The following is a 22,851-nucleotide window of genomic DNA, read 5'->3' on the forward strand; positions in this document are numbered from 1 at the left end:
TGCATAGTTAATGTTATTGTGAGATTAAAATCATTACTGTTTAATAAGTTGAATCACACATTTATTATTAATCACAAAATCGTTACGGTAATCTTGCTTTACTTGATGCAATGATGCTTTTTGCTTAATTTAATATATTTTATTAAGGGGCGTGATTTATTGTGTTATTTATTCTATTAAAATTAATCAAAAAGCGGTGTTGTTATTGTTAATTTAGGTGATAGCAAATGCTCCAATCCAGATTGATTTATTAATCGGAATAAATACTCCAGCCTGCCTCAATAAAGTCGTAATTTACTCAGTTTATTAGTTCTATGAATTATTTTTTATATATTTTTAACTTGCCTAATAAATGAAATTTCTCCAAGCATAGGTAGTGCCTGCTCTTCACTTAAACGAGTATTTAAACCATGAAGAAGACGATTTTTAAGTTGTCAAGATCACAGCAAGCTGTTTTCAAAATGGAAGCATTTCATCTGACTGGCTGTCCATTTTATTTAGGTGTTGCAGTGCGTTTAAATGGAAATATTCCTCTGGATGGGCTTGTGCAAGCAGCCGAAACCGTTCGGGACTCAATGGATATATTCCATATCGGTTTTGAGGCTGATGATGTGGAAGGGCGTGATTTGGCAACACATTGGCATGGTATTCGTCGGCTAACCTCCCATTCCGAAGTAATACAAGTCAATTTCAGCAACTACCCGGATTCTGAACAGGCTTTTGAGCGTTGGGCAGACCGCCAAATGTTGATAAAAGAAGATCTGTCATTGACGCCGGTGCGGATTTTTGCCGTGCATTTTCAACAAGGGAAAACAGGGTGGTTTATTAAGGCTCATCATGCCGCTATGGATGGCGAGGGCTTTTCAGTATTGATAGAACATCTGATGCGGGCTTTGGAGAAAGAAGAGCCGAATACGGAACCTCTTTTATTTTCGGTTCATGCAGAAGGAGAACAGAATTATGAAAACTCCCGGCGCATGCAACGAGATGAAATATATTGGCAGAGTATTTTTAGTGACAACGCCATTAACCGGCAGAAATCAGAAGCGCAGGAGCCTGACGGAACAGAATCATCGAATGCCAATAAAATATCGTGCCGTTACCCGATAGGTGATTATCGTACATTAACGCCCCGATCCCATCGGGTACATTTCAAGCTGAGCAAAACACACAACGAAACTTTGCGTCAGTTTAAAAAATCGGGTGGTTCTATTTTTAGGTTGTTTTTCGCTGCTGTTGCCTATACGCAAATGGTCATTGAAGATGGCAATGGGGCGTTATTGCAGGCACCTATGCTCAATCGCTGGAATAGTGAAGAAAAACGTTCTGCTGCTATGGCCGTAGCACCGGTTTTAATTCCCGTGTTCCGTGAAATCGGTGAGGGAGTAGTAGATTGTTATCATGCTTTAAAACAACGTTTGCAAAAAGCAGTTGCTCATTCACGTTATGCACCGGGTGCTCGCTGGAGTGAGTTTGCATCACCGGATTGGAAAAAAATTACGCCTGCTTTTGGAGTTTCTTATCAAACCGGTATATTCCGGAAAGCTGTTTTGGGTGCAGAAGTATCGATTGAACACATGCAGGCAGTGGAAGCACTTTTCGCGACAGTACATATCCACGATCGCTTTGAAGACGGCGATTTTAAACTTGAAGCAGATTTTCGCAGGATCTGGTCATCGGAACAGTGCCACGAATTTTTACGAATGGTCACTGATTATGCAATGGAAGCAGCCTTCGCTGTATTAAAACAGCAAGCAGCAGAACAACGAGAGACGGTACAAAAACCATCCAATGAAAACAGGCAAGCGTCTTCAACAATGCCGATTGGCGTTCATTTATCCCATGCATTTGAGTGTTACGCTGATAACCTGTTATTCAAACAGGCGGCGCATACTGTGACCTATCGTCAGGGTTTGCACTGGATTAACCGGTTCAGGCTAACGTTGCGTGATAAATTCAATGCGCAGGATATACACGGCCCGGTCTTCATTGTGGGACGGCGCACTCCTGAAATTATCCTCGCCTATCTGGCATGCCTGATTGAAAATATTACCGTGGTGCCTGCTTGCCCGACTGTACCTGTAGCCAGATTATCGGCAATTGCCCGTAATTCCGGGGCTTCTCTGTGCATTTATACGGAGGCTGACAGCAGCATTGCGGAAGGGCTGAATTTGCCTTTATTGCCCGTCTCTCTGGGGACAAACGCTTTGGGCAAAACAGAGTCTGAAATTGTATCAATCCCGGAAAATGTAACAGAACCCACCCACGATAACCCAGCGTATATTCTGTATACCTCTGGCTCGACGGGAGAGCCTAAAGGAGTGGTGATTTCTCCTATTGCGCTGGCAAACTATGCCCTTGCGGCGAAAGAGGCCTATGCGGCACAAACACCTTTTAGCGCACCTTTATTTACGTCTTTTGGTTTCGATTTAACCCAAACAACGCTTTTGGTGCCGGTTTTATCTGGTGGCTTTATTCAGGCCCATGAACAAGATATCCGTGATAATCCTGAACTGCTGCAAATCCTGCTCGCTGATGAGTCATTAACCGGCGTTAAATGTACGCCTTCATATCTCTCATTGTTGATTGAAAACAGTCCTGCGCGGAGTAACCCGCTAACGTTTATTGTCGGTGGAGAAAACTTATCCACCTCATTGGTAAAGAGAGCTTTAAGCCATTTTCCGGCTGGCAGTAAAGTGATTAATGAATATGGGCCAACAGAAGCAACCGTGGGATGCTGCGTCTGTTCAATCAGCAGTGAAGAAAGAGAAGAAAGCCAACTTGACGGAAACGATAAAATCAATGCGGCGGTAATGGCGATTGGTCAGGCATTGGGCAAAGCAGAAATAGCGGTCAAAGATTCGTGGGGGCAAACATTGCCGCGTGGATTTAAAGGTGAGATCTGGATTGGTGGCCCTGTACTGGCTGATGAATACCTCCACAATGCTGCCCAGACAAGCGAAAAATTTGTACACAGTGCAGATGGCGTTAGCCGTTGGTATCGCACGGGTGATTCGGGGTTGCAAGATGAACGGGGTACATTCCATTGTCTTGGGCGTATTGATGATGAATTTAAGGTACGTGGTTATCGAATTCATCCTGCGGAAATAGAGAAAGCGGTAGAGGATGTACTGGGCAGTTTTGAAGGAAATAACCATGACAACTGGCAGTTGAAAGCGCTGAAATTAACCGTTGATGAAATGGATGGCGTTGAAAAATATGAAACCATTGTTTTATGCAGTAACCAACCTATTACCCATGATAATCCTGAATTTCAACATCGCCTGAAAGCAAAAATCCCTGATGCTTGGATGCCAACGTTGTATTGCGTTGCACAGCCTTGGCCGATTAATGCCAATGGTAAAGTTGATACAGTCGCCTTAATTGCTGCGGCTAAAACAAAATTGATGGAAAACAGCTCTTCTTTGTTTAGCTCGGCTCATGAGCAAGGCCGGAAAGCAGCGGGCAGCTATCAGCTTCCTGTCTGGTTGAATGAAACGTTTTTAAAACCTATCTGGCCCCAATCTGTTGATTTCACCACTTCATTTTTGGAACAGGGGGGTGATTCAATCAAAGCCATCCGGCTCGTTGCCTTGCTAGCCAGAGAAGGTATCCGAATTAGTGCAAGTGAATTGTTAACACTGAACTCTTTGGGTTCTGTACTTGAAAAGGCCTGTATTGAGCAGTCGGAAAAAAACACTCCTGATTCGGCAGTGCCACAAGCAGTAGAAGCCAGTTGGGTGAAACACTTGCCCAGTGTCAGTTGGTTCCGGCAACAAAATTTTAAATATAGCAATCGATTACAGCAGGGAATGGTACTCGAATTGAAGCCAGCCCTCACCGCTGAGGAAATAAATGCAGCTATTTCTGCGGTTAAAGCAAAGCATAAAATTTTCTCCCTGAGAGCAAATCAGGCGCTGACTGAGTTCTATTTCGAACCATTACACGCTGGCAGTGATACGCTGGCAGACGGTGAAATGCAGGGATCCGGCGAATCGCTCGAAGACGCTCTGAATAGATTACAAAGTTTGGTGAGTCTGGAAACGCAACCCAGTGTACACGCAGTCGTATTTGATGCCGTTTCACAAAAAAATTATCTGATTTGGATCTGCCATCACCTTATTTGTGATGTTCACTCATGGATATTCTTACTGGATGAACTGGATCAAGCCATCCATCAAATGGCATCCCGACATGACACGGCAAAGGAAACCGCCGAAGAACAAGGTGCTTTCCTGTGGGGTAAATGGTTAAGCGAATATGCCTTTGGTGCAGACAGCGCGCCATGCGGTGATACCATGCATTACCCTGCGGCTGTTCCCGTGACATTGGCATTGTCAATTTCTAGTCGTGATTTTAAGTCGATTGAACAACGCCTTAAGGCTGAGCGTTCGCAACTGATTGTGGCGGGTTTGATGGCAGTTATGCAGGATAACGCAACATTGCCTTCACAACCTGTCATCTTGTTAGAAAATCACGGTCGCCTGTTCTCTGAAGCCGGGACACCGGCTGTCTGGAATGCTGAAATGGCCAACGCGGTGGGATGGTTTACCGGTTTTAATCAGTTATCGCTTGATGTGCCTGTAGTGCCATCAGCGCCGTATTCCCAAGCGGCTTTTTTACGGATCTTAAAATCGGGCCTGTATGAAGATAAGCAGAACTGGGAAGCGCAACTCGGCCTGAACAACACCGGAATACGACCATTGATTTGCGTTAACGATATTGGTTTCGGGTTGGATGGAAGCAGAACGTGGGGCCATTTCAGTTTGGATCAAACTCTGTCGGGTGGTTTCCGACATCCGAATGAAAAAAGTACGGCGGACTTTGACATTCTGATCCGAGATTGCCTTGAAACTGGCAATATATTGGTTGAATTGCAGTTAGGTACGCCTGACGCTGACAGCGATAGCGCTCACCATTACTTAGCACAAGTGAACGAAAAACTACTGGCTTGGTGTGATGACCAAAATGGTGCATTACGAGATCCACAGGTTGAACATCATTTGGAACAACCATTGCTCCCAGCCGACTTTCCGCTTTGCCGGCTTGCTCAATCGGAATTTGATCCCCTTGTTGAAGGGGTTTTGAAAACGGCAGTTGATGCAACGAATGCGGCCTTCGACAATAATTATCTGGAAGAATTGCTTGAAGCAACACCTCAGGCGAATGGGTTGCTGTTTCACGCTTTAAAAGATGGGAATAGCGCTTATCACATTGGCGTGGCATTCAGCGTAAAAGTGAATGTCGATAAAGCAACGTTACTTGAGGTCTGGCAGCAAATACAGCAATCACAACCTGCAATAAGGTCGATTTTTGCTTGGGAAGGCGTTCGTATTCCCCATCAGATTATTTATGCCTTGCCGCGCATTCCGTTCGAGTATGTCCTTATTGATTCAACGGCCGGGCACCTGTCATGCAGGCAGCGCTGCCTCGATTGGCTGGCAGACTCCAAGGCCACACCATTTGAATTGAATAAAGAAGTCTTTCGTATTGCCGGATTCCATGATGTCAATGCGGGAACATTAAGCCTGGCTTTCTCTTTCCACCATATTCTGATGGATGGCTGGAGCAGTTCTCTGTTGATTTCTCTTTGGTTGCAAGGATTGCGCCAGCAAAAGATTGTGCCTTTGGACGCACGGAATTATTCACAGCAGCTTTGGCAAGGATTAAGTCCGGAAGCGTTGCTACACAGCCGCGAATACTGGCGGGGCGTTTTTCAGCACCTGCCTCACGGAGAAGCCTCTGCAACGACAAAATTACTGGCAGAACCCTTGTTCCGAGCTGATAAACAGGAGCCAGTTGAAAGAAAAGTAAATGAAAGGCTCTGTGTAAACAATTTGTGGAGCGAGGAGCGTAGAAGCGCGATCGAGTCACTTTGCCATCGTGCGGGGGTGACTCCGGCCAGTTTCATTTACCTGTGTTGGGCTTTGACTCTGTCTAAATTTACATTCCAAAAAACAATTGCGTTGGGATGTACGTTTTCTGGCAGGGAAAGGGCTTTGGCTCAAGGAGTAGATCGCCAGCCTTTAGGCTTATTCATTAACACGGTTCCCCTGATCCTGACGTTTGAAGGTTTATGGAATACTGAAACCGCTTTGCGTGCCGTTTTTCAGGCTTTACAACAAGCGCAACACCATGAAAAAACACCGCCATTGTTAATCCGTGAGGAAGCAGGGATAAACGATGAATTGTATGACTCCATTGTGGTTTTTGATAACTATCCGATTGATGAGACATTGAAAGATGCCAGTTGTGGCGCCTTCATGACGGATTTATACAGCGAAGAAACGACACATTTTGGTTTGACATTAACTGTGTCCGGCACGGAACAGTGGCTGGTGGAATTAAGTACCGGAGAGATGTTTGAGGGCACGCTGGATTCAGTCAAAACAGCATTCAATGCCTTTGAGTCTTTAGTAGAAGACTTAATTAGCAACACGGCAGGCACATTGATTGAAGATCTCTTTTTAAAGCTGAATGCAACAAAGCCGGAAGAAACTTCGTTAAGTATGGGCGTGATCAATGAGCACATTCCGGATATTAATTCGCTGTTGGGGGGAATTTATCAACGCCTTGACGGCGATCCTCTGAAAGTCAGTTTGATCGACGGCCAGCATGCAGTCAGCCATGGTGAACTACTGAAAGGAATTAGTGCAGTACAGGAGCGGTTGCGCTTATCAGGCTTTATTTCCGGTGATCGTGTAGCTGTTCATCTTGAAAAGGGGTTGTTATCGACTCAAGCGATACTGGCAATCTTGTTCAGTGGTGGCAGTTATTGCTATATCAATCCGAAAGATCCCGTGCAGCGCAAGAAAAAATTGCTGGAGTTGGTGAATTGCAACATTGTTTTGTGTGGCACTGGACTTAATCAGGAACTGGGCGCAGAAACAAATTATTTATTGCTGGATATTGAGGAAAATATTGTACAACCTACGGAAAATAAACCTTTTATATGGCTTAACCGACATCCAGAAGATGAATTCTATTTCATTTTCACATCAGGAACGACGGGGACTCCAAAGGGAATTTCAATTCGCAATGAGTCTGTAGCCAACTTATTGGATTGGTTTATTCAAGAAACTGCGCTGACCGCAGATGATAGAGTGCTCGGACTGACTGATTTGAATTTCGATCCCAGCATAGAGGATTTGTTTGCAAGTTTTATGGTGGGTGCGACGTTAATTTATCCATCTCCCGACGTATTGCTGGAACGGCAAGCCTTCATTAATGTGGTGCAATCTGAATCCATCAGCTTAATCAACTTTATTCCCGGGGCTATCTCGCAGCTTATTCAAGACGCACCTTTCTTCCCGTCCATGAGATTGTGGATATTCGGTGGTGAAGAATTACCTCATCGCCTTAGGGATGATTTGCTGCGACAAGGATATGCAGTCAGCAACCATTATGGCCCAAGTGAGACAACGGTGGATTGCCTGAGTGCCAAGCAATCTCTGGCGACGGAAATTGCCATTGGCTGGCCGATTCAAAATGTGATCGCTTACTGTGCGGATATTTTTGGCAACCCATTGCCTGCTTATGTTCGGGGTGAGCTTTGGGTAGGAGGCAGGGCGGTTGCCCGCGGTTATGCGACTAATCCTGTTGAAACGGCCAAATATTTCGTCAGGCCGAAACACTTGGCGAAGTACAGCCGACATCCTTTTTACCGTACTGGCGATATGGTGACTTTTTGCGGTGAAGCAGGTTTTCGCTATCTGGGGCGCATTGATGATCAAATAAAAGTAAACGGTGTCCGCATAGAACCCCGTGAATTAGAGCGGGTGGTTGAGTCTCTGGACACGGTGAAATCAAGCTGTTTATTGCCTGCAACGACACCGAAAGGAAAACGGCAATGGCATCTTTTTGTCGATAGCACGGAACCGCCTGCATTATTGGAATCCCGGGTGAGAGCACATATCCGGCGCTATTTACCGGATACCTGGCTGCCTTCATTGATTGTGGTTGTCGATGGATTTAAACGCACCATTACCGGCAAGATTGATCGTCAGAGTTTACAGGAGCATGCGGTGCAAAAATTGCAAGCAAAACCTGTTGACGATCACCAGTTGCTGGCCGAACCGACGGCAGTCAAAGTGCGGGCGATTTGGCAGGAAATTCTTGAAAATGAGGGCGTGGGAACGGAAACGAATTTCTTCGAAGCCGGCGGCAACTCGATAAAGATAATTACATTGCAGTCCCTGTTACAGCAGGCATTCAATCGTGAAATTCGCGTCACTACCTTATTTGAGCATCCGACAATTGCCTCCTTCACGAATTGGATTAAACAGGATCAATCATCATACGGGCAGTTGAATGAAGCGGAATTGGCATCCACATCGGACAAAGTAGCTGCCCAAGAACAGCTACAGCGCTCATTGCAGACAGGAAAAAGCAGGTTGGCAGACAGGAGACGCAAATCCACAAAAAATTAAGGGCGCTGACTTAACCAATGAAGCCGGACTTTTCCAGATTGTTTGGATGGGTTTGGCTTTGATGAAAAACAATTAATAAAGAAAATCTGAAATATAGACGTCATAAATTAATATTTTTTCTGCAAACAGATAATGCGCATAATAAATATTAATTATCATATAGGAAATAATGATATGTGCTTATGAATTTAAAATTACCTCTAGTATATTTTTACTTGGTAAAATGCGCTTACCTCTTTTTTATTATGTTAACGCTGAGAAGTTAACAGGGTTCGTATTTTATTAAAAATCAATTTTTACATTCGTAATCTATACGTGAGAAATTAAAAAACATAGTCTGTTTTAATTAACATAAGCTGTTTGAATCATCCAAGTTTTTGTAGAAAAAATTGAGATTTTTTGAATGGTTTTAAGGCCGTTACTTAAGGGCGGTAGCGTACTTAAATAACACTCATGAAGCTGAGTGCCATTTGTTTTTTCTACGACCTAATATTCAGTCATTAAAAATGGAGGCTGTCGTTGAAAATATCAATTATTGGTGCGGGTGTTATGGGGTTGGATACAGCAATAACCTGCGCGACATATGGTCATAATATATTGCTGATAGACATATCTGAAAATGTTTTGGCTGAACTTGATTCAAGAATGTCACGTGAATTTCGTTCATACCGGATGCTTAACCCTGAATTCAATGCATTGAATTTGGCAGAATTGAAAAATAGAATTCAATTTGATTCGTCTTATAAAGGGGTTGAAGGCAGTGACTGGATTATTGAAAATGTGACTGAAGACTGGGACATTAAACAGAAAGTTTATGAAGCGATAACACCGTACATTAAACCTGAAACTTATGTTGCTGCAAATACAAGTTGTATATCTATCACAAAAATTGCCTCTGTATTACCGTTCCCCCAAAATGTATTGGGATTACATTTTATGAACCCAGTACCGATTAAAAAATGCGTTGAAGTCATCCAAGGTTTTCATACAGCCAAACAGACATTAATTGATGCAAAAAAATTTTTGCAGGGCATAGGAAAAAACCCGGTTGTGGTGGAAGACTTCCCTGGATTTGTTTCAAATCGGCTTTCACATTTATTTATGAACGAAGCGGCATTTCTGGTACAGGATCATGTGGCGAGCCCGCAGGATATCGATCGTATCTTCAAAGAAGGCTACGGCCATGCGATGGGGCCACTGGAAACTGCCGATTTGATTGGTTTGGATACCGTTGTTAATTCCTTGAATGTTCTTTATGAAAGCTACCAAGACCCGAAATACCGTTGTTGCCCTCTGTTAAAGAAAATGGTGGAAGCGGGAAATCTGGGCAGAAAAAGTGGTAAAGGATTTTTCAATTATACAAATTAGGAATATTGATGATGGGTGATTTAACCAATAATCAGTTAAAGAGCGAAATACCGGTAAAATGTATCATTTGGGATCTGGACAATACATTATGGGATGGCGTGCTTTCTGAAAATGATGATATTAAATTAAAGCCGGGAATAGAAAACATTATTGTTCAATTGGATAAAATGGGCATTTTGCAATCCATTGCCAGCCGGAATGATGCTTCCGATGCCTTGGAAATGCTGGAAAAATTGAATTTAAAGCACTATTTTATCTATCCCCAGATTCATTGGGGAGCCAAATCCTCCTCCATTGAAAATATTCAGAAAAATTTAAATATAGCCGCAGATACTTTTATTTTTGTCGATGACCAACCTTTAGAACGAGATGAAGTTAAGGCTAAATTTCCGGAAGTGACATGTATTGATGCGTTGGAATATCAATCAATACTGCATTTGCCTCGCATTGCGAATATGGAAATATCGGATGATGCAAAATTAAGGCGACAGAGATATCAGGAAGATATCATGCGGAAAGAAGAAGAAGAGGAATTTATCGGCACCTCTGAGGAATTTCTTAGTCAACTTAATATGAGGTTTTATATTTCCAAAGCCAAACCAGAAGATCTCCTGCGTGCGGAAGAATTGACACAAAGAACGAATCAACTTAATTCAACCGGCATTACTTATAGCAGAGAACGATTAGAAGAACTAATTAACTCCGATGAATACGGTGTATTTGTTTTTGAGTTAGTAGATAAATATGGTTCTTATGGAAAAATAGGATTGGCATTAATTCAATACAAAGGGCAGGTTGATTATATTAAATTATTGTTAATGTCCTGTAGAACACTTTCCCGTGGCGTTGGAAGTATTGCATTGAATTATATTATGCAGCAGGCGAAAGCAAAATCACATAAATTGTATGCTGAATTTAAACGTACCCCCCGTAACCGGCAGATGTTTGTCACTTATCAATTCGCCGGTTTTAAAGAAATAGAAAAACTTGCAGATGAAACAATAATTTTTGAGCATGAATTAGAGAGTGTCCCTGATTTTCCTTACTATGTTGATGTAATAATAAATAACTAGGTTGACGTAATAATAAATAATTAGGATATGCTAATGAAAGATCTGGAAACTATCGCCAAAGAAATACGTGAGTTTATTGAAAACAATATCTCTGTATTTGATGATGATGTTGAATTGCTGGATGATACCAATATATTTACCAGTGGCTTAGTAAATTCGCTTTTTGCTATGCGTTTACTTTGTTTTATTGAAGAGAAGTGCGCTGTCACTATCCCTGATGAGTATATAGAGCGCGATAACTTTGTTTCAATAAATGCAATGCTGGATCTTATTAATAAAATCAGAGGGTAAGATTCACATGGAACGATATGAAACTCATCCTTTGGTGGATGTTGCAAAAAAATTTTCAGATAACATATTAAGGCCATCCGCAGGTTTGATTGATAATCAAGGTAAAGTGCCTGATGAAATTATTGCTGAGATGGCAACACTGGGTTTATTGGGGGCCATTTTACCGAAAGAATATGGCGGACAGGGCATAGATCCCCTTTCTTATGGTTATTTGACTGAAGAAATAGGCAAAGGGTGTAATTCGACACGTGCATTATTGACGGTACATACCAGCTTAGTCGGCGAAACACTTGTAAAACTGGGCAGCCAGGAACAAAAAGAAAAATACCTGCCGGCAATGGCAAGGGGGGAAAAAATAGCGTGTTTCGCTTTATCTGAACCTGAAGCCGGCTCTGATGCCAATGCCATCAAAACACGGTATGAAGTGACACAAAATGGTTTCAGAATTAATGGCAATAAAAAATGGATTACTTATTCAGGCATTGCTGACCTATTCCTTGTTTTTGCCAAATGCGAAGAAAAAGTGAGCGCGTTTATCGTCGAATTCGGGGTTGAAGGGTTAACGAGAAAGCCGATGTCCGGTTTAATGGCAAGCCGTGGGGCGTATTTATCTGAACTGGATTTTGATAATGTCGATATACCCAGAGAGAGTTTAATCGGGCGCGAAGGGGAAGGATTCAGCTTTGTCGCAAATACCGCACTTTATTTTGGTCGTTACAGCATCGCCTGGGCGGGTGTTGCTATTGCCCATGCAGCAATGGAAGAAATGGTGACCTATGCCCGGAAAAGAAAACAGTTTGGTCAGAAAATTGCCCAGCATCAATTGATTCAAGGGATTATTGCGGATTCTGCGACGGCATTTTATGCCGCCAAAGCGGCCTGTGAAAAGATCGGCCACATGAGAAATCAAGGCGATCACAATGCCATAATGGAAACAAATATCGCCAAATATAACAGTTCTGCTGTCGCGATGCAGGTTGCCAATAATGCTGTCCAAGTTCTGGGTGGGAATGGGTTAATCAATAAATATCCGGTAGAAAGATTATATCGTGAAGCCAAAGTTCTGGAGATTATCGAAGGAACGAATCAAATCCAGCAAATGTTAATATCACAACATGCTTTACGAGGTTTTTATAGGAAAGGCTCGGTGATTGAATAATACCGTTCGAATGCACACCTATCAGAGATTCCCAAAAATTAAATGATTAGAGATATAAGTCAATTTGGAAAAATCTGAATACTGAAATTCATGATGAATTTTATGTTTTTGAGTCAATAAATAATTCTCTATCTCATGAGGATTATTAATTATTTAAATTGAAAATGATCTTTTCATGATCAAATAATCATATTAAAGGTTAATTATGGTCAATAATGTCACTGGTCTTGAAGTTGCTATAGTTGGAATGGCTGGTCAATTCCCTGGCGCAGACAATGTGCATGATTTTTGGGAAATGCTCTGTGATGGGAAAGACGGTATTAGCAGATTTACTCAGGAAACATTAGCAAATAATGGAATATCGCCTGAAGAGTATTTAAACGAAAATTATGTTCCTGCCAAAGGTATCATCAATAAACCCTACCATTTTGCCGCGGATTATTTTGCAATAAACCATCCTGATGCAGCAAAAATGGATCCTCAAACCCGTTTGATGATTGAAACTTGTTGGCAGGCACTTAATCATGCCGGTATTGATGCCAAAGATTATCCGGGAGAAATTGGTGTTTACGCAGGAGCCGGGAATCAATGGTCGTGGTTTAACACATTAAATACGGAATTTAGCTCTTCGGCAGAGCAGTTCCATGTTGCAACATTAAATGACTCTGCATTTTGTTCACGCATTTCTTACTTACTGAATTTACGCGGCCCGTCCGTTACGGTACAAACCGCCTGTTCAACCTCATTGGTGGCTGTACATACCGCTTGTCAGGCCCTGCAAGCCGGAGAATGTGATATTGCTTTGGCTGGCGGCGTCAGCGTAACGCACCCGCACCAAGCCGGATACATGTATCAGGAAGGCATGATCAATAGCATTGACGGCAAGACCCGGGCGTTTGATGAACATGCGGGAGGGACGGTATTCAGTAATGGGGTTGGTGTTGTTACCCTGAAAAGATTGGCAGATGCGATTGAAGATAACGATAGAATTTATGCCGTTATTAAAGGCAGTGCCATTAATAATGACGGCAATGACAAAATAAGTTTTACCGCGCCCAGTGCCTTGGGGCAAGAAAAGGTTATTCGGGCAGCATTGGATGTCTCGGAAGTTGATCCTGCCAGTATCAGTTATATCGAAACGCACGGAACAGGAACGGTATTGGGTGATCCGATTGAAATTGCAGCGCTGGATGCTATTTTTCATGGGCAGCAATCTTGCGCGATTGGTTCGGTTAAATCCAATGTCGGGCACTGTGATACCGCCGCAGGGGTAATATCACTGATAAAACTGTCATTATGTGTTTATTTCAAGACATTAGTGCCATCCATTAACTTTGAAAAAGCCAATAAAAAATTAGAACTGGAAAAAACGCCTTTTCATGTTAATACGCAAACAAAACCGTGGGTCACCAAAAACAATGCGCCAATCAATGCAGGCGTCAGTGCCTTTGGTGTTGGCGGGACGAATGCCCACCTCGTTTTGCAAGAATTTTTGGGGAGAACGGAATCAGTTTCGGCAGAACATTTACATTACCAAGAATTACCCCATCGAATTGAATTTAAGCCAGCAATAAAACAGGAAACTTCTGCTGTCTTTAATGCAGGGCAGGATAATGAAGAGCAAGAAGAGCCGATCGATTTTGAAGAAAAGATCGACATCAATTCTATATTGAAAGAAATATTGCATGTTTTAACCGCGTATTTCCCAAATAAAAGTATTTCCAAAGATGATAATTTTTTTGATGCAGGTGCCAGCTCATTAGATATTGTTCAGCTACACGAAAAAATAAATTCGCATTATGAAATTAAATTATCAATTAATGATTGGTATCGTTATACAACCTGCCAGAAAATCTCTGAGAAAATATACGATGCGATCAATGAAACACCACCAAAAACGACACGCAAATCCAAAAAAGTGGTAAATGGGAAAACACCAGAGCGCATAAAAATAGCCCATCATGATTACCCTGAAAATGCAATTGCCGTTGTTGGCATCAGTGGCCGTTTCCCCGGAAGTCATAATGTGCGGGAATATTGGAAAAATATATTGTCCGGCAAAGAAGGCATCTCTTTCTTTACCGATGATGAATTGATGGATGCGGGGATTCCAGACTATATTTTCAAAAATAAGCATTACGTCAGGGCAAAAGGAATTGTTGAAAACGCACTGGATTTTGATAAAACCGCCTTTGGTTACACCATGCGTGAAGCACAATATATGGATCCGCAATTCCGTTTACTGCATGAAATAACATGGGAAGTATTGGATGACGCAGGCTATGGCAATCCCAGATATCGCCCGGTAACAGGTCTGTTTGCTTCTTCCGGCTCTAATTACGAATGGTTGGATCGGGTCAAAGAGGAAGTCAAAGATACAACAGAACAGTTCAGCATCGGGCTGTTAAATGACCGTGAATTCCTTACAACCCGCATCGCTTATAAATTCAATCTTACCGGGCCGGCCGTGACCGTCCAGAGTGCCTGTTCCAGCTCCGCACTGGCTATTACGCTTGCGTGCCAAAGCCTGCGGGTTAACCAATGTGATTTAGCGTTGGCGGGGGGCGTTTCCATCACTGTTCCGCTGAAAAGCGGCTATATGTATGTCAATGGCATGGTAAATAGCGCTGACGGTCATTGTAAACCATTTTCAGAGGATGCCAGCGGGACTGTGTTCAGCGACGGCATTGGCATGGTTGCCTTGAAAAGATTGGAGGATGCGATTGAGAATAATGATCACATCTATGGCGTGATTGCCGGTTATGGCGTCAATAATGATGGTTATGAAAAAGCCGGTTTTACCGCACCGAGTGCCAATGGGCAAGCCGCCTGCATTAAACAATCTCTGGCGATGGCCGGCGTTTCTGCCAACGATATCGGCTATTTGGAAGCGCATGGCACAGCGACATTGGTAGGCGACGATATTGAACTGGAAGGTATCAAAAACGCCTTAAGCGTTGCAGGGGATACTCCCAATATCTGCCACATTGGCAGTGTTAAATCGAACCTCGGCCACACCGACAGTGCAGCGGGCGTTGCTGGCTTCATTAAGACATTACTGGCAGTGAAACATAAGCAGATCCCGCCAACTTGTCATACTGAAAAAGACGATCATGTGTTGTTGGAAGGGACACGGTTCCGTTTAATTCATGCGGCAACGGACTGGGGCAATAATAACGCTATCAGGACTGCCGGATTGAGCTCGTTTGGTATTGGGGGAACCAATGTCCATATCACGATCCAATCGATTTCGGATCGCATCAATCGCGAACCAGAGCGGCCAGAACTGATTACTCTCTCAAGCAAAAGTAGAGAAGGATTGATTAAAACGGCAGAAGCATTGGGCCAGTTTATAAATGAGGACACGCAAACAAAATCGCTTTCTGATATTGCTTATACCCTGCAAATTGGGCGGGGAGAGCATGAATATCGCACCTCGTTTGTTGTCGAGAATATCGAAGAATTCAAAAACGCTTTATTGAAAGTGAAAGAGACAAGCAAAATCGCCGAAATTGCCTTTGACCAAACACCGGGCATTGTCTTTATGTTCCCGGGTCAGGGAGCGCAATATATCACTATGGCGAGGGACTTATACAATGAATTGGGGGTTTTCAGAAAGATTCTGGATGAGTGCCATGAATATCTCTTTGAGCGATTCGGCATTAATTTACTGGCATTGCTCTATGATGAAAAGAATCAAGACAGCGTAGAAAAACTCCGCAATACACAATTTACCCAACCCATTATATTTGCTGTCTCTTATGCTCTGGCCAAAACTCTGGAAACGTTAGGAGTAGAAGCCAAGGCAATGATTGGTCATAGCATCGGTGAATATGTGGCTGCTGCAATGGCAGGTGTGATGACATTGGATGAGGCGTTGGAACTTGTCGCTGTCAGGGGCCTTATCATGCAGGAATGCAAACCGGGAGCGATGTTGAGTGTTTCTGCTGGCAGAGAAGAGGTTGCAGCTTACTTAACGGATGAAGTGACCTTGGCAACGGTAAATTCCTCAACAGCCTGCGTTATCGCTGGCCCACAAGCGGAAGTTGAAAAAGTTCAGCTTGCGTTGGCAGATAAAAATTATCGTACCCGCTTATTGGAAACCTCCCATGCGTTTCATACGGCAATGATGAAACCGGCGGTCGAAAAATTTAAAGAGGCGCTGAGGAAGATCAAATGGAAAAAGCCCAATAAAGCCTATATATCCAACGTCACAGGTCAATGGATCACGGCAAAACAAGCAAATTCCATTGATTATTGGGTTGCCCATTTGTGTGAAACAGTCGAATTCCACCAAGGCATCATGACTTGCTTAGATAAGCCAGATCTGAATGCCTTTATCGAAATCGGGCCGGGCAGAACGCTGTCTACTTTTGTTAAGCAAATTATTGGAACAAATAGCGATATTTCTGTCATTAATGCGATGCGACATCCATTAGAAGAAGAAAATGACCGGGCATATTTATTAAAATTGCTGAGTCAGCTCTGGATGAAGGGTTATACCATTAACTGGCCGGTCATTTATCAGGATGCCAACCCAAGCAGAATCAGCCTGCCCGGTTATCAGTTTATCCCAGAAAAAATGGGCCCCGGAAATTTACAGGCCAATGCAAATCATGCGGAAAAACCAGCTGAAACCCGGATACCAAAAAATAATATTTCAGACTGGCTGTATGGCGAAAGCTGGCAAGATGCGCTTTTACCCGATAAATCGAACCCATCTGTAGTTAAAACGGCTTTGTGCTTTGTTCCAAGTATGGAATGGTGCGAACCGCTTTGTCGTCATTTGAATGTTGATGAAGGGTCAATAAGGTTTGTGTTATCAGGTGATGATTACACTTCTGTGAATAATGTCATTACATTGGCCGCAGGTGAAACCCGCCATTTCGAACAACTCTTCCACGAATTAAAAGAAAATCAGTTGCAACCTGATTCAGTTATATTTGCCTGGCCTTTATCCGGTCAGCGTGATCTGAAAAAGACATGGTTTTCTGCCATTACGCTGCTTCAGGCATGGGCAACGGTAGGAAATATGGGCGATTTCCGTTTATTGCTGGTGAATACTGAGCAGCCTGAATCCGGCATGCTCAAGGGATTGATCAAAGTCATTACCCAAGAAGTCAGCAAATGCCATCCCAGATTAGTTCAAATCAATACAACCGAATCGATTGAAAGCACCTGTGAGATTTTAACTGAAGAATTGCTGGCAACAGACGGGCGCTTTATCGTCAGCCGGGCTGATGGGCGCTGTTCTGGGCAAGTCTATGAACGGCTTAACGTAGAACCACAGGAAAACAATTCGCTCCTGAAACAGCAGGGTATCTACCTGATTACTGGCGGGTTGGGTGACTTAGGCTTGCTGTTTGCAGCATATCTTTTGGAAAAATATCAGGCAACAGTGATTCTGTCTGGTCGCAGGGAATTACCTGACAGACATGAATGGAAACAGTCAGCCCAATCAGATCCGTCTGCCACTGACCCATTGCAACAGCTGAAAAAACTTGTCGATATTGGCAAAGGCAATGTCTTCTATTACTCGGCGAATGTGGCCGATAAAGCCGACATGCAGCGTTTATTGCAGACGATAGATAAGCAACATGGCGCATTGAATGGCATCATTTGTGCGGCGGGCGTGACGGAAGGTGATTCGTTTCAAGGCATTAACCGGATAACGCTGGATGCTTGTTCGCCACAGATAGAGACGAAAGTTGATGCTTATAAAATTCTGGCCGAATTAACAGAACATCAGCCACTGGATTTTTGCCTGCTTTGTTCTTCGATCGCTTCAATGCTGGGAGGATTAAGTTTTTCTGCCTACAGCTCTGTCAGTGCATTCGCGGATGAATTTGCAAGGCAACAAAACCAACAAGGCAAGCCCTGGATTAGCATTAACTGGGATGGATGGGTGTTTGAACGCAATGATTCAGGCGATGCTCTGGGTTCTTCATTGAGCCAGCTTTTAATTGAACCGGATGAAGGCATTCAAATTCTGGAACGTGTTTTACAATCGCCATTGCGAGGGCAAATAATTGTCTCCACTGGTGATTTGCATCAACGTTTTGAACAGTGGGTCGGTTCTCATTTAAAACCCTTTGATATTAACAAAATCAGTAAATCTCACCGGAAAACCATTTCCAAAGATCACATCACAGAAACTATTGTTTCAATTTGGAAAGATTTCTTAAAAATCGCCCGGATTAACAGTGAAGATAACTTTTTTGAATTAGGTGCGAACTCGCTGGACTTGGTTCAGGTTAATAAACGATTAACGGATGCGTTAGACATTGATCTCTCTGTTGTGGATATGTTCAGTTATCCCACTTCCGCGTTATTGGCTGATTACATAGCGAGTCAATATGAAATAGCCAGCACCAATGATAGCCAGCATGAGGCTGATGATAATTATGATGAAAGTGACTATGTAACAGAACACGCTGTTAAATCGGATAGCACTTTTGATAAACATATTGCGATTATCGGCATGGCTGGCAAATTCCCGGGAGCCGAAGATATTTATACGTTTTGGGATAATTTATGTGACGGCAAAGAATCAATCAGCATATTGAGCAAGGAAGAATTAATTGAATCAGGCATTGATTCAGACTTATTGGATGATCCGAATTATGTTCGTGCCAAAGGCATTATGCCGCATTCTGGTGAGTTTGATGCGGAATTCTTTGGTTATACACCCCATGAAGCGCGCCAAATGGACCCACAGGTTCGGGCGATGCACATTTGCAGTTGGCAGGCATTGCAGGATGCGGGGATCTCGCCCAAAAATAATAAATTGAAAATTGGTTTATATACTGCGGCGTCAGGAAATTTACCGTGGCTGGCACAAGCAATGGCAACGGCAGAAGGCAGTGCCGGGCAATATAGTGCTATGGTTGTGGCAGACAAAGATTATATGTCGACCAGCGTGTCATATAAGTTGAATTTATCCGGGCCAAGTATGGTAATTTCAACGGCTTGTTCTTCTTCTCTTGTCGCTGTGAATGAAGCGATTAAATCATTGCGGACGGGGGAGTGTGATGTTGCAATGGCTGGCGGTGTTTCTGTTACTTTGCCAATCAAAACCGGCTATTTATTTGAAGAAGGCATGATTTATTCTAAAGATGGCAAATGCCGGCCGTTCGATATTCAGGCTAACGGAACCGTATTTAGTGATGGCGTTGGCGTGGTTGTTCTGAAACCACTGAAACAAGCGATAGCAGATAAAGATAATATTTATGCGACCATCATCGGTTGCGGCATTAACAATGATGGCGGCATGAAAGTCGGCTATACCGCGCCCAGTACAAAAGGTCAGGTCGACGTTATTCAGTCGGCATTGCGGGATGCAAATGTTTCATCAGAATCGATTAATTTTGTGGAAACACATGGCACAGGCACGAATTTGGGTGATCCCATTGAATTTAATGCGCTGAAACAAGCATTTGCAACGGATAAAAAGAATTATTGCCGAATCGGCAGTGTGAAATCGAATATTGGCCATCTCAATTTTGCTTCTGGGGTTGCCGGGCTGATAAAAGCCGCTTTATCTATCAAAAATAAGGTATTGCCGCCAACCCTGCATTTTGCTCGCCCCAATAAAGAAATGGATATTGCAAATAGCCCGTTTATGGTGAATAACCAATATACGGAATTGCATGGCAATAAATATCCGATTAGGGCGGGTGTCAGCTCCTTTGGTCTTGGAGGTACGAATGTGCATATTGTGCTGGAAGAGTATCGGGCTGACCAACATAAATTATCCGGGCAAAATACAGATAATCGGCTGCCATTGATCTTATCGGCACCGGACGAAAAATCATTGCAGTCATATAAAAAACAGTTAAAGCAATTTATTCAGAGTGATAACCAAAATCTGAATATCAGTGACGTCATTTACAGCCTGATGCAAAGAGAAACAATGACATCACAATTTATTGCAGTCGTGAATAACCGCGATGAGTTGATTAATGCGCTCTCTTCCACAGAAAAAGACAATATCAATCTTTCACGCGGGATTAAGCGGAAAGTGGTGTTTTTGTTCCCCGGCCAAGGTTCTCAATATATCGCCATGGGGCAAGATCTTTATAAAAATAATGTGTTGTTCAGGCAGTGGTGTGATAAGGGGTTTGTGGTTGCAAAAGATTATTGCACAACGGATTTGAGAGCGTTGCTGATTAATGGCTCCCAAGAACAGCCTCTTTATGAAACTGAATTTGTTCAGCCCTTGTTGTTTATTATTGAATATGCGTTGGCACAGGTTCTGAAATCTTATGACATTACGCCTGATGCAATGATAGGCCATAGTTTGGGGGAATATGTAGCAGCAACACTCGCTGGTGTATTCTCATATGCAGAGGCGGTTAAAATTATCTGTATCCGTGGCCGGTACATGCAATCGACAGAAATGGCAGCGATGCTCTCTGTGATGGCGTCTTCAGATAAGGTGCAGGAAATCCTACCGGAAGATCTTGATATTGCCTTGGATAACAGCAGTGAAACTTGTGTTGTTGCGGGATCAGATGAGGCAATGACCAAATTTGAAGAAATCTGCCGCACAGAATCTATAAAAACAAAACGGCTGGAAATTAAAAGAGCGTTCCATACGCGTTATATGGAGCCTATTTTAGAAGCATATGGTCAGGCCCTTCAAGGTATCACACTCAATCAACCCCGCATTGGTTTTATATCAAATGTGACAGGTGAATGGGTTGACAACAAGCGTGTGGCAGAAAGGGATTATTGGGTTGAACATATACGCCAGCCTGTCCGTTTCAAACAATCTATTGCAACGGCCTTAGAAAATGAACATTGTTTGTTTATTGAAGTGGGGCCAGGCAGCGGGCTGTCGGCGCTGGTTCAAAATCATTCAGCTTATAATGCCAACCACGTTTGCCTCTCGTGGCAGAGCCACAAAACCCAAGGGATGAATCACCACAATGAGCTGGTGGAAAAATTAGCCATGCTCTCTTTATATGGTGTCCGCGTTAATTGGCAACAAGAGTTCAATGAGCAGCAACCTGAATTAATTCATTTGCCACCAACGCCAATTCGCGGAAAAGCGTACCCGACCGATATTAAACGATTGCAGGCATTATTTTCTGGTCACTCGTCGAACATTGTCGAACAGACTGAAAAAGAGGAAAAAATAAATACCCACCTGATCCAGCGGGAAAACGTGCAGCAGCATAGTGCGATTGAACAATTGAGCGCAATTTGGAAGCTTATTCTGGGCATCGATAAAATTGAAAACAGTGATGATTTTATTTCTCTGGGAGGCAGTTCTCTTTCAGCAGTACAAGTGATTGCAAAAGCGAAGGAGGTTAACTTGCCGATTAACATCAATATGTTGTTATCAGGTAAAACACTCCTTGAAATCAATCAACTACTGGGTAATGAAAATAACCCTGAATATAAAGCTAAGGGCTGGACATTCAATGAAAAATTTTCGCCCGAATTATATCCAGAATATGCAAGTTGCTTGTATTCAGCCGTCAGAGAAAAATTGAAATATGAACACCGGTTAGATTGTAGTGATGCGGTTATGCTGGTTTCAGACGGCAGTCCATTACTTGGCATCGTATTACAACAGCATGAAAATGAAATTAAGTTATCTAATCAGGAAGTGGATTTTGGCAATCTTCTTGGCTGGCCTGCCTTAGATAAGCGTTATTCCTTCTCTTATGCCAAGAAATTCTTTGATGATTATGAGTCCTATCGCAATTACTGTGAAAAAGAATTATCCCTTGGGCACGTCGTCATTGTAGCAGGCAGTGATTACTACTTACCTTTCTCGCCTTCATACGGTTTATCAGAAGCGGAATACATGGCAAGGCCGTTATTTCAGGATATCGTGTTGGATGATGAGGTTATTCCACATACGTTTGTCTTGGTTGGAAAAACAGAGTTGGGTTATCAAGTCTATGATGGCAGCTTTCAATACTTTGGTGAAATTACTGAGCAGGAATTTGAAAAAACAGTGATTGGCTTCAAGGGATTGGATTTCATGCAATCACATGAAGTTTATAGGAGATCCCGCCCCTATTTGGTGATTACGGTAAATTGTGAAGGTGATTTTCCTGATAGCCAAGAACTGCAAAAAATCATTTTAAACGACCTGATGAATGATTTTAGACAAGAAGGAGAGATAAAAGGTCATGAAAATGAAGTTTCTTGTTACGTAGGATTGGCGGCAATCGAAAAATTGATTGAAACGCCTGCCTTATTAACGAGCAGTCCGGTTACTGATTTGGAGAACATATTTGTACGCTGGCGAGATCAAATTTCTTCATTGCAGAGATTCCTGAACATTGCCAAGCCAGAAAATACTATTCAACTTGACCGTTCATTCTCTTTCATCCAAGAAAAAATAGAAGATTTAATTAGGGCGTGCAAAGATCATGATGAAAACAAAGTTAATGATTTAATTCAGCTTAAATCTGGGTTGAATGATGTGATTAATATTATTTCGGCATAACATGATCTCGCTGATATTTTAGTTTCCATATTTCCTCCGTTAAATAAATTCATTCCAGCCATA

Annotated in this window: 6 protein-coding genes; all 6 read left to right on the forward strand. The window is 42.8% G+C overall.

The window, feature by feature from the left end; all coding sequences use genetic code 11:
• Positions 1-410 precede the first annotated feature (410 nt).
• Entirely contained in the window at positions 411-8,429 is an 8,019-nt protein-coding gene (locus FE392_RS15470; protein WP_319931110.1) for an AMP-binding protein, read from the forward strand.
• 519 nt (positions 8,430-8,948) lie between these two features.
• Positions 8,949-9,797 (forward strand): 3-hydroxyacyl-CoA dehydrogenase family protein, encoded by an 849-nt coding sequence (locus FE392_RS15475; RefSeq protein WP_319931111.1) that lies wholly within the window; start codon positions 8,949-8,951, stop codon positions 9,795-9,797.
• Positions 9,798-9,805: 8 nt separating this feature from the next.
• Positions 9,806-10,870, forward strand: coding sequence for an HAD-IIIC family phosphatase (locus FE392_RS15480; protein ID WP_319931112.1), 1,065 nt, complete (start codon positions 9,806-9,808; stop codon positions 10,868-10,870).
• Between the two features lie 33 nt (positions 10,871-10,903).
• Positions 10,904-11,161, forward strand: a complete 258-nt coding sequence (locus FE392_RS15485) for an acyl carrier protein (RefSeq protein WP_319931113.1) — start codon at positions 10,904-10,906, stop codon at positions 11,159-11,161.
• A gap of 7 nt (positions 11,162-11,168) precedes the next feature.
• A complete protein-coding gene (locus tag FE392_RS15490; RefSeq protein WP_319931114.1) occupies positions 11,169-12,320 on the forward strand; it encodes an acyl-CoA dehydrogenase family protein in 1,152 nt (383 codons plus the stop codon).
• 205 nt (positions 12,321-12,525) lie between these two features.
• Entirely contained in the window at positions 12,526-22,788 is a 10,263-nt protein-coding gene (locus FE392_RS15495) for a polyketide synthase (protein WP_319931115.1), read from the forward strand.
• The last annotated feature ends 63 nt before the right edge of the window (positions 22,789-22,851 follow it).

It is taken from the genome of Xenorhabdus santafensis, assembly GCF_033949405.1.
GTDB classification, from domain to species: domain Bacteria; phylum Pseudomonadota; class Gammaproteobacteria; order Enterobacterales; family Enterobacteriaceae; genus Xenorhabdus; species Xenorhabdus santafensis.

Bases quoted from the DNA above. Each gene is read 5' to 3' on its own strand.
- FE392_RS15470 (WP_319931110.1), top strand. From the start codon at position 411: ATGAAGAAGACGATTTTTAAGTTGTCAAGATCACAGCAAGCTGTTTTC.
- FE392_RS15480 (WP_319931112.1), top strand. From the start codon at position 9,806: ATGATGGGTGATTTAACCAATAATCAGTTAAAGAGCGAAATACCGGTA.
- FE392_RS15485 (WP_319931113.1), top strand. From the start codon at position 10,904: ATGAAAGATCTGGAAACTATCGCCAAAGAAATACGTGAGTTTATTGAA.
- FE392_RS15490 (WP_319931114.1), top strand. From the start codon at position 11,169: ATGGAACGATATGAAACTCATCCTTTGGTGGATGTTGCAAAAAAATTT.
- FE392_RS15495 (WP_319931115.1), top strand. From the start codon at position 12,526: ATGGTCAATAATGTCACTGGTCTTGAAGTTGCTATAGTTGGAATGGCT.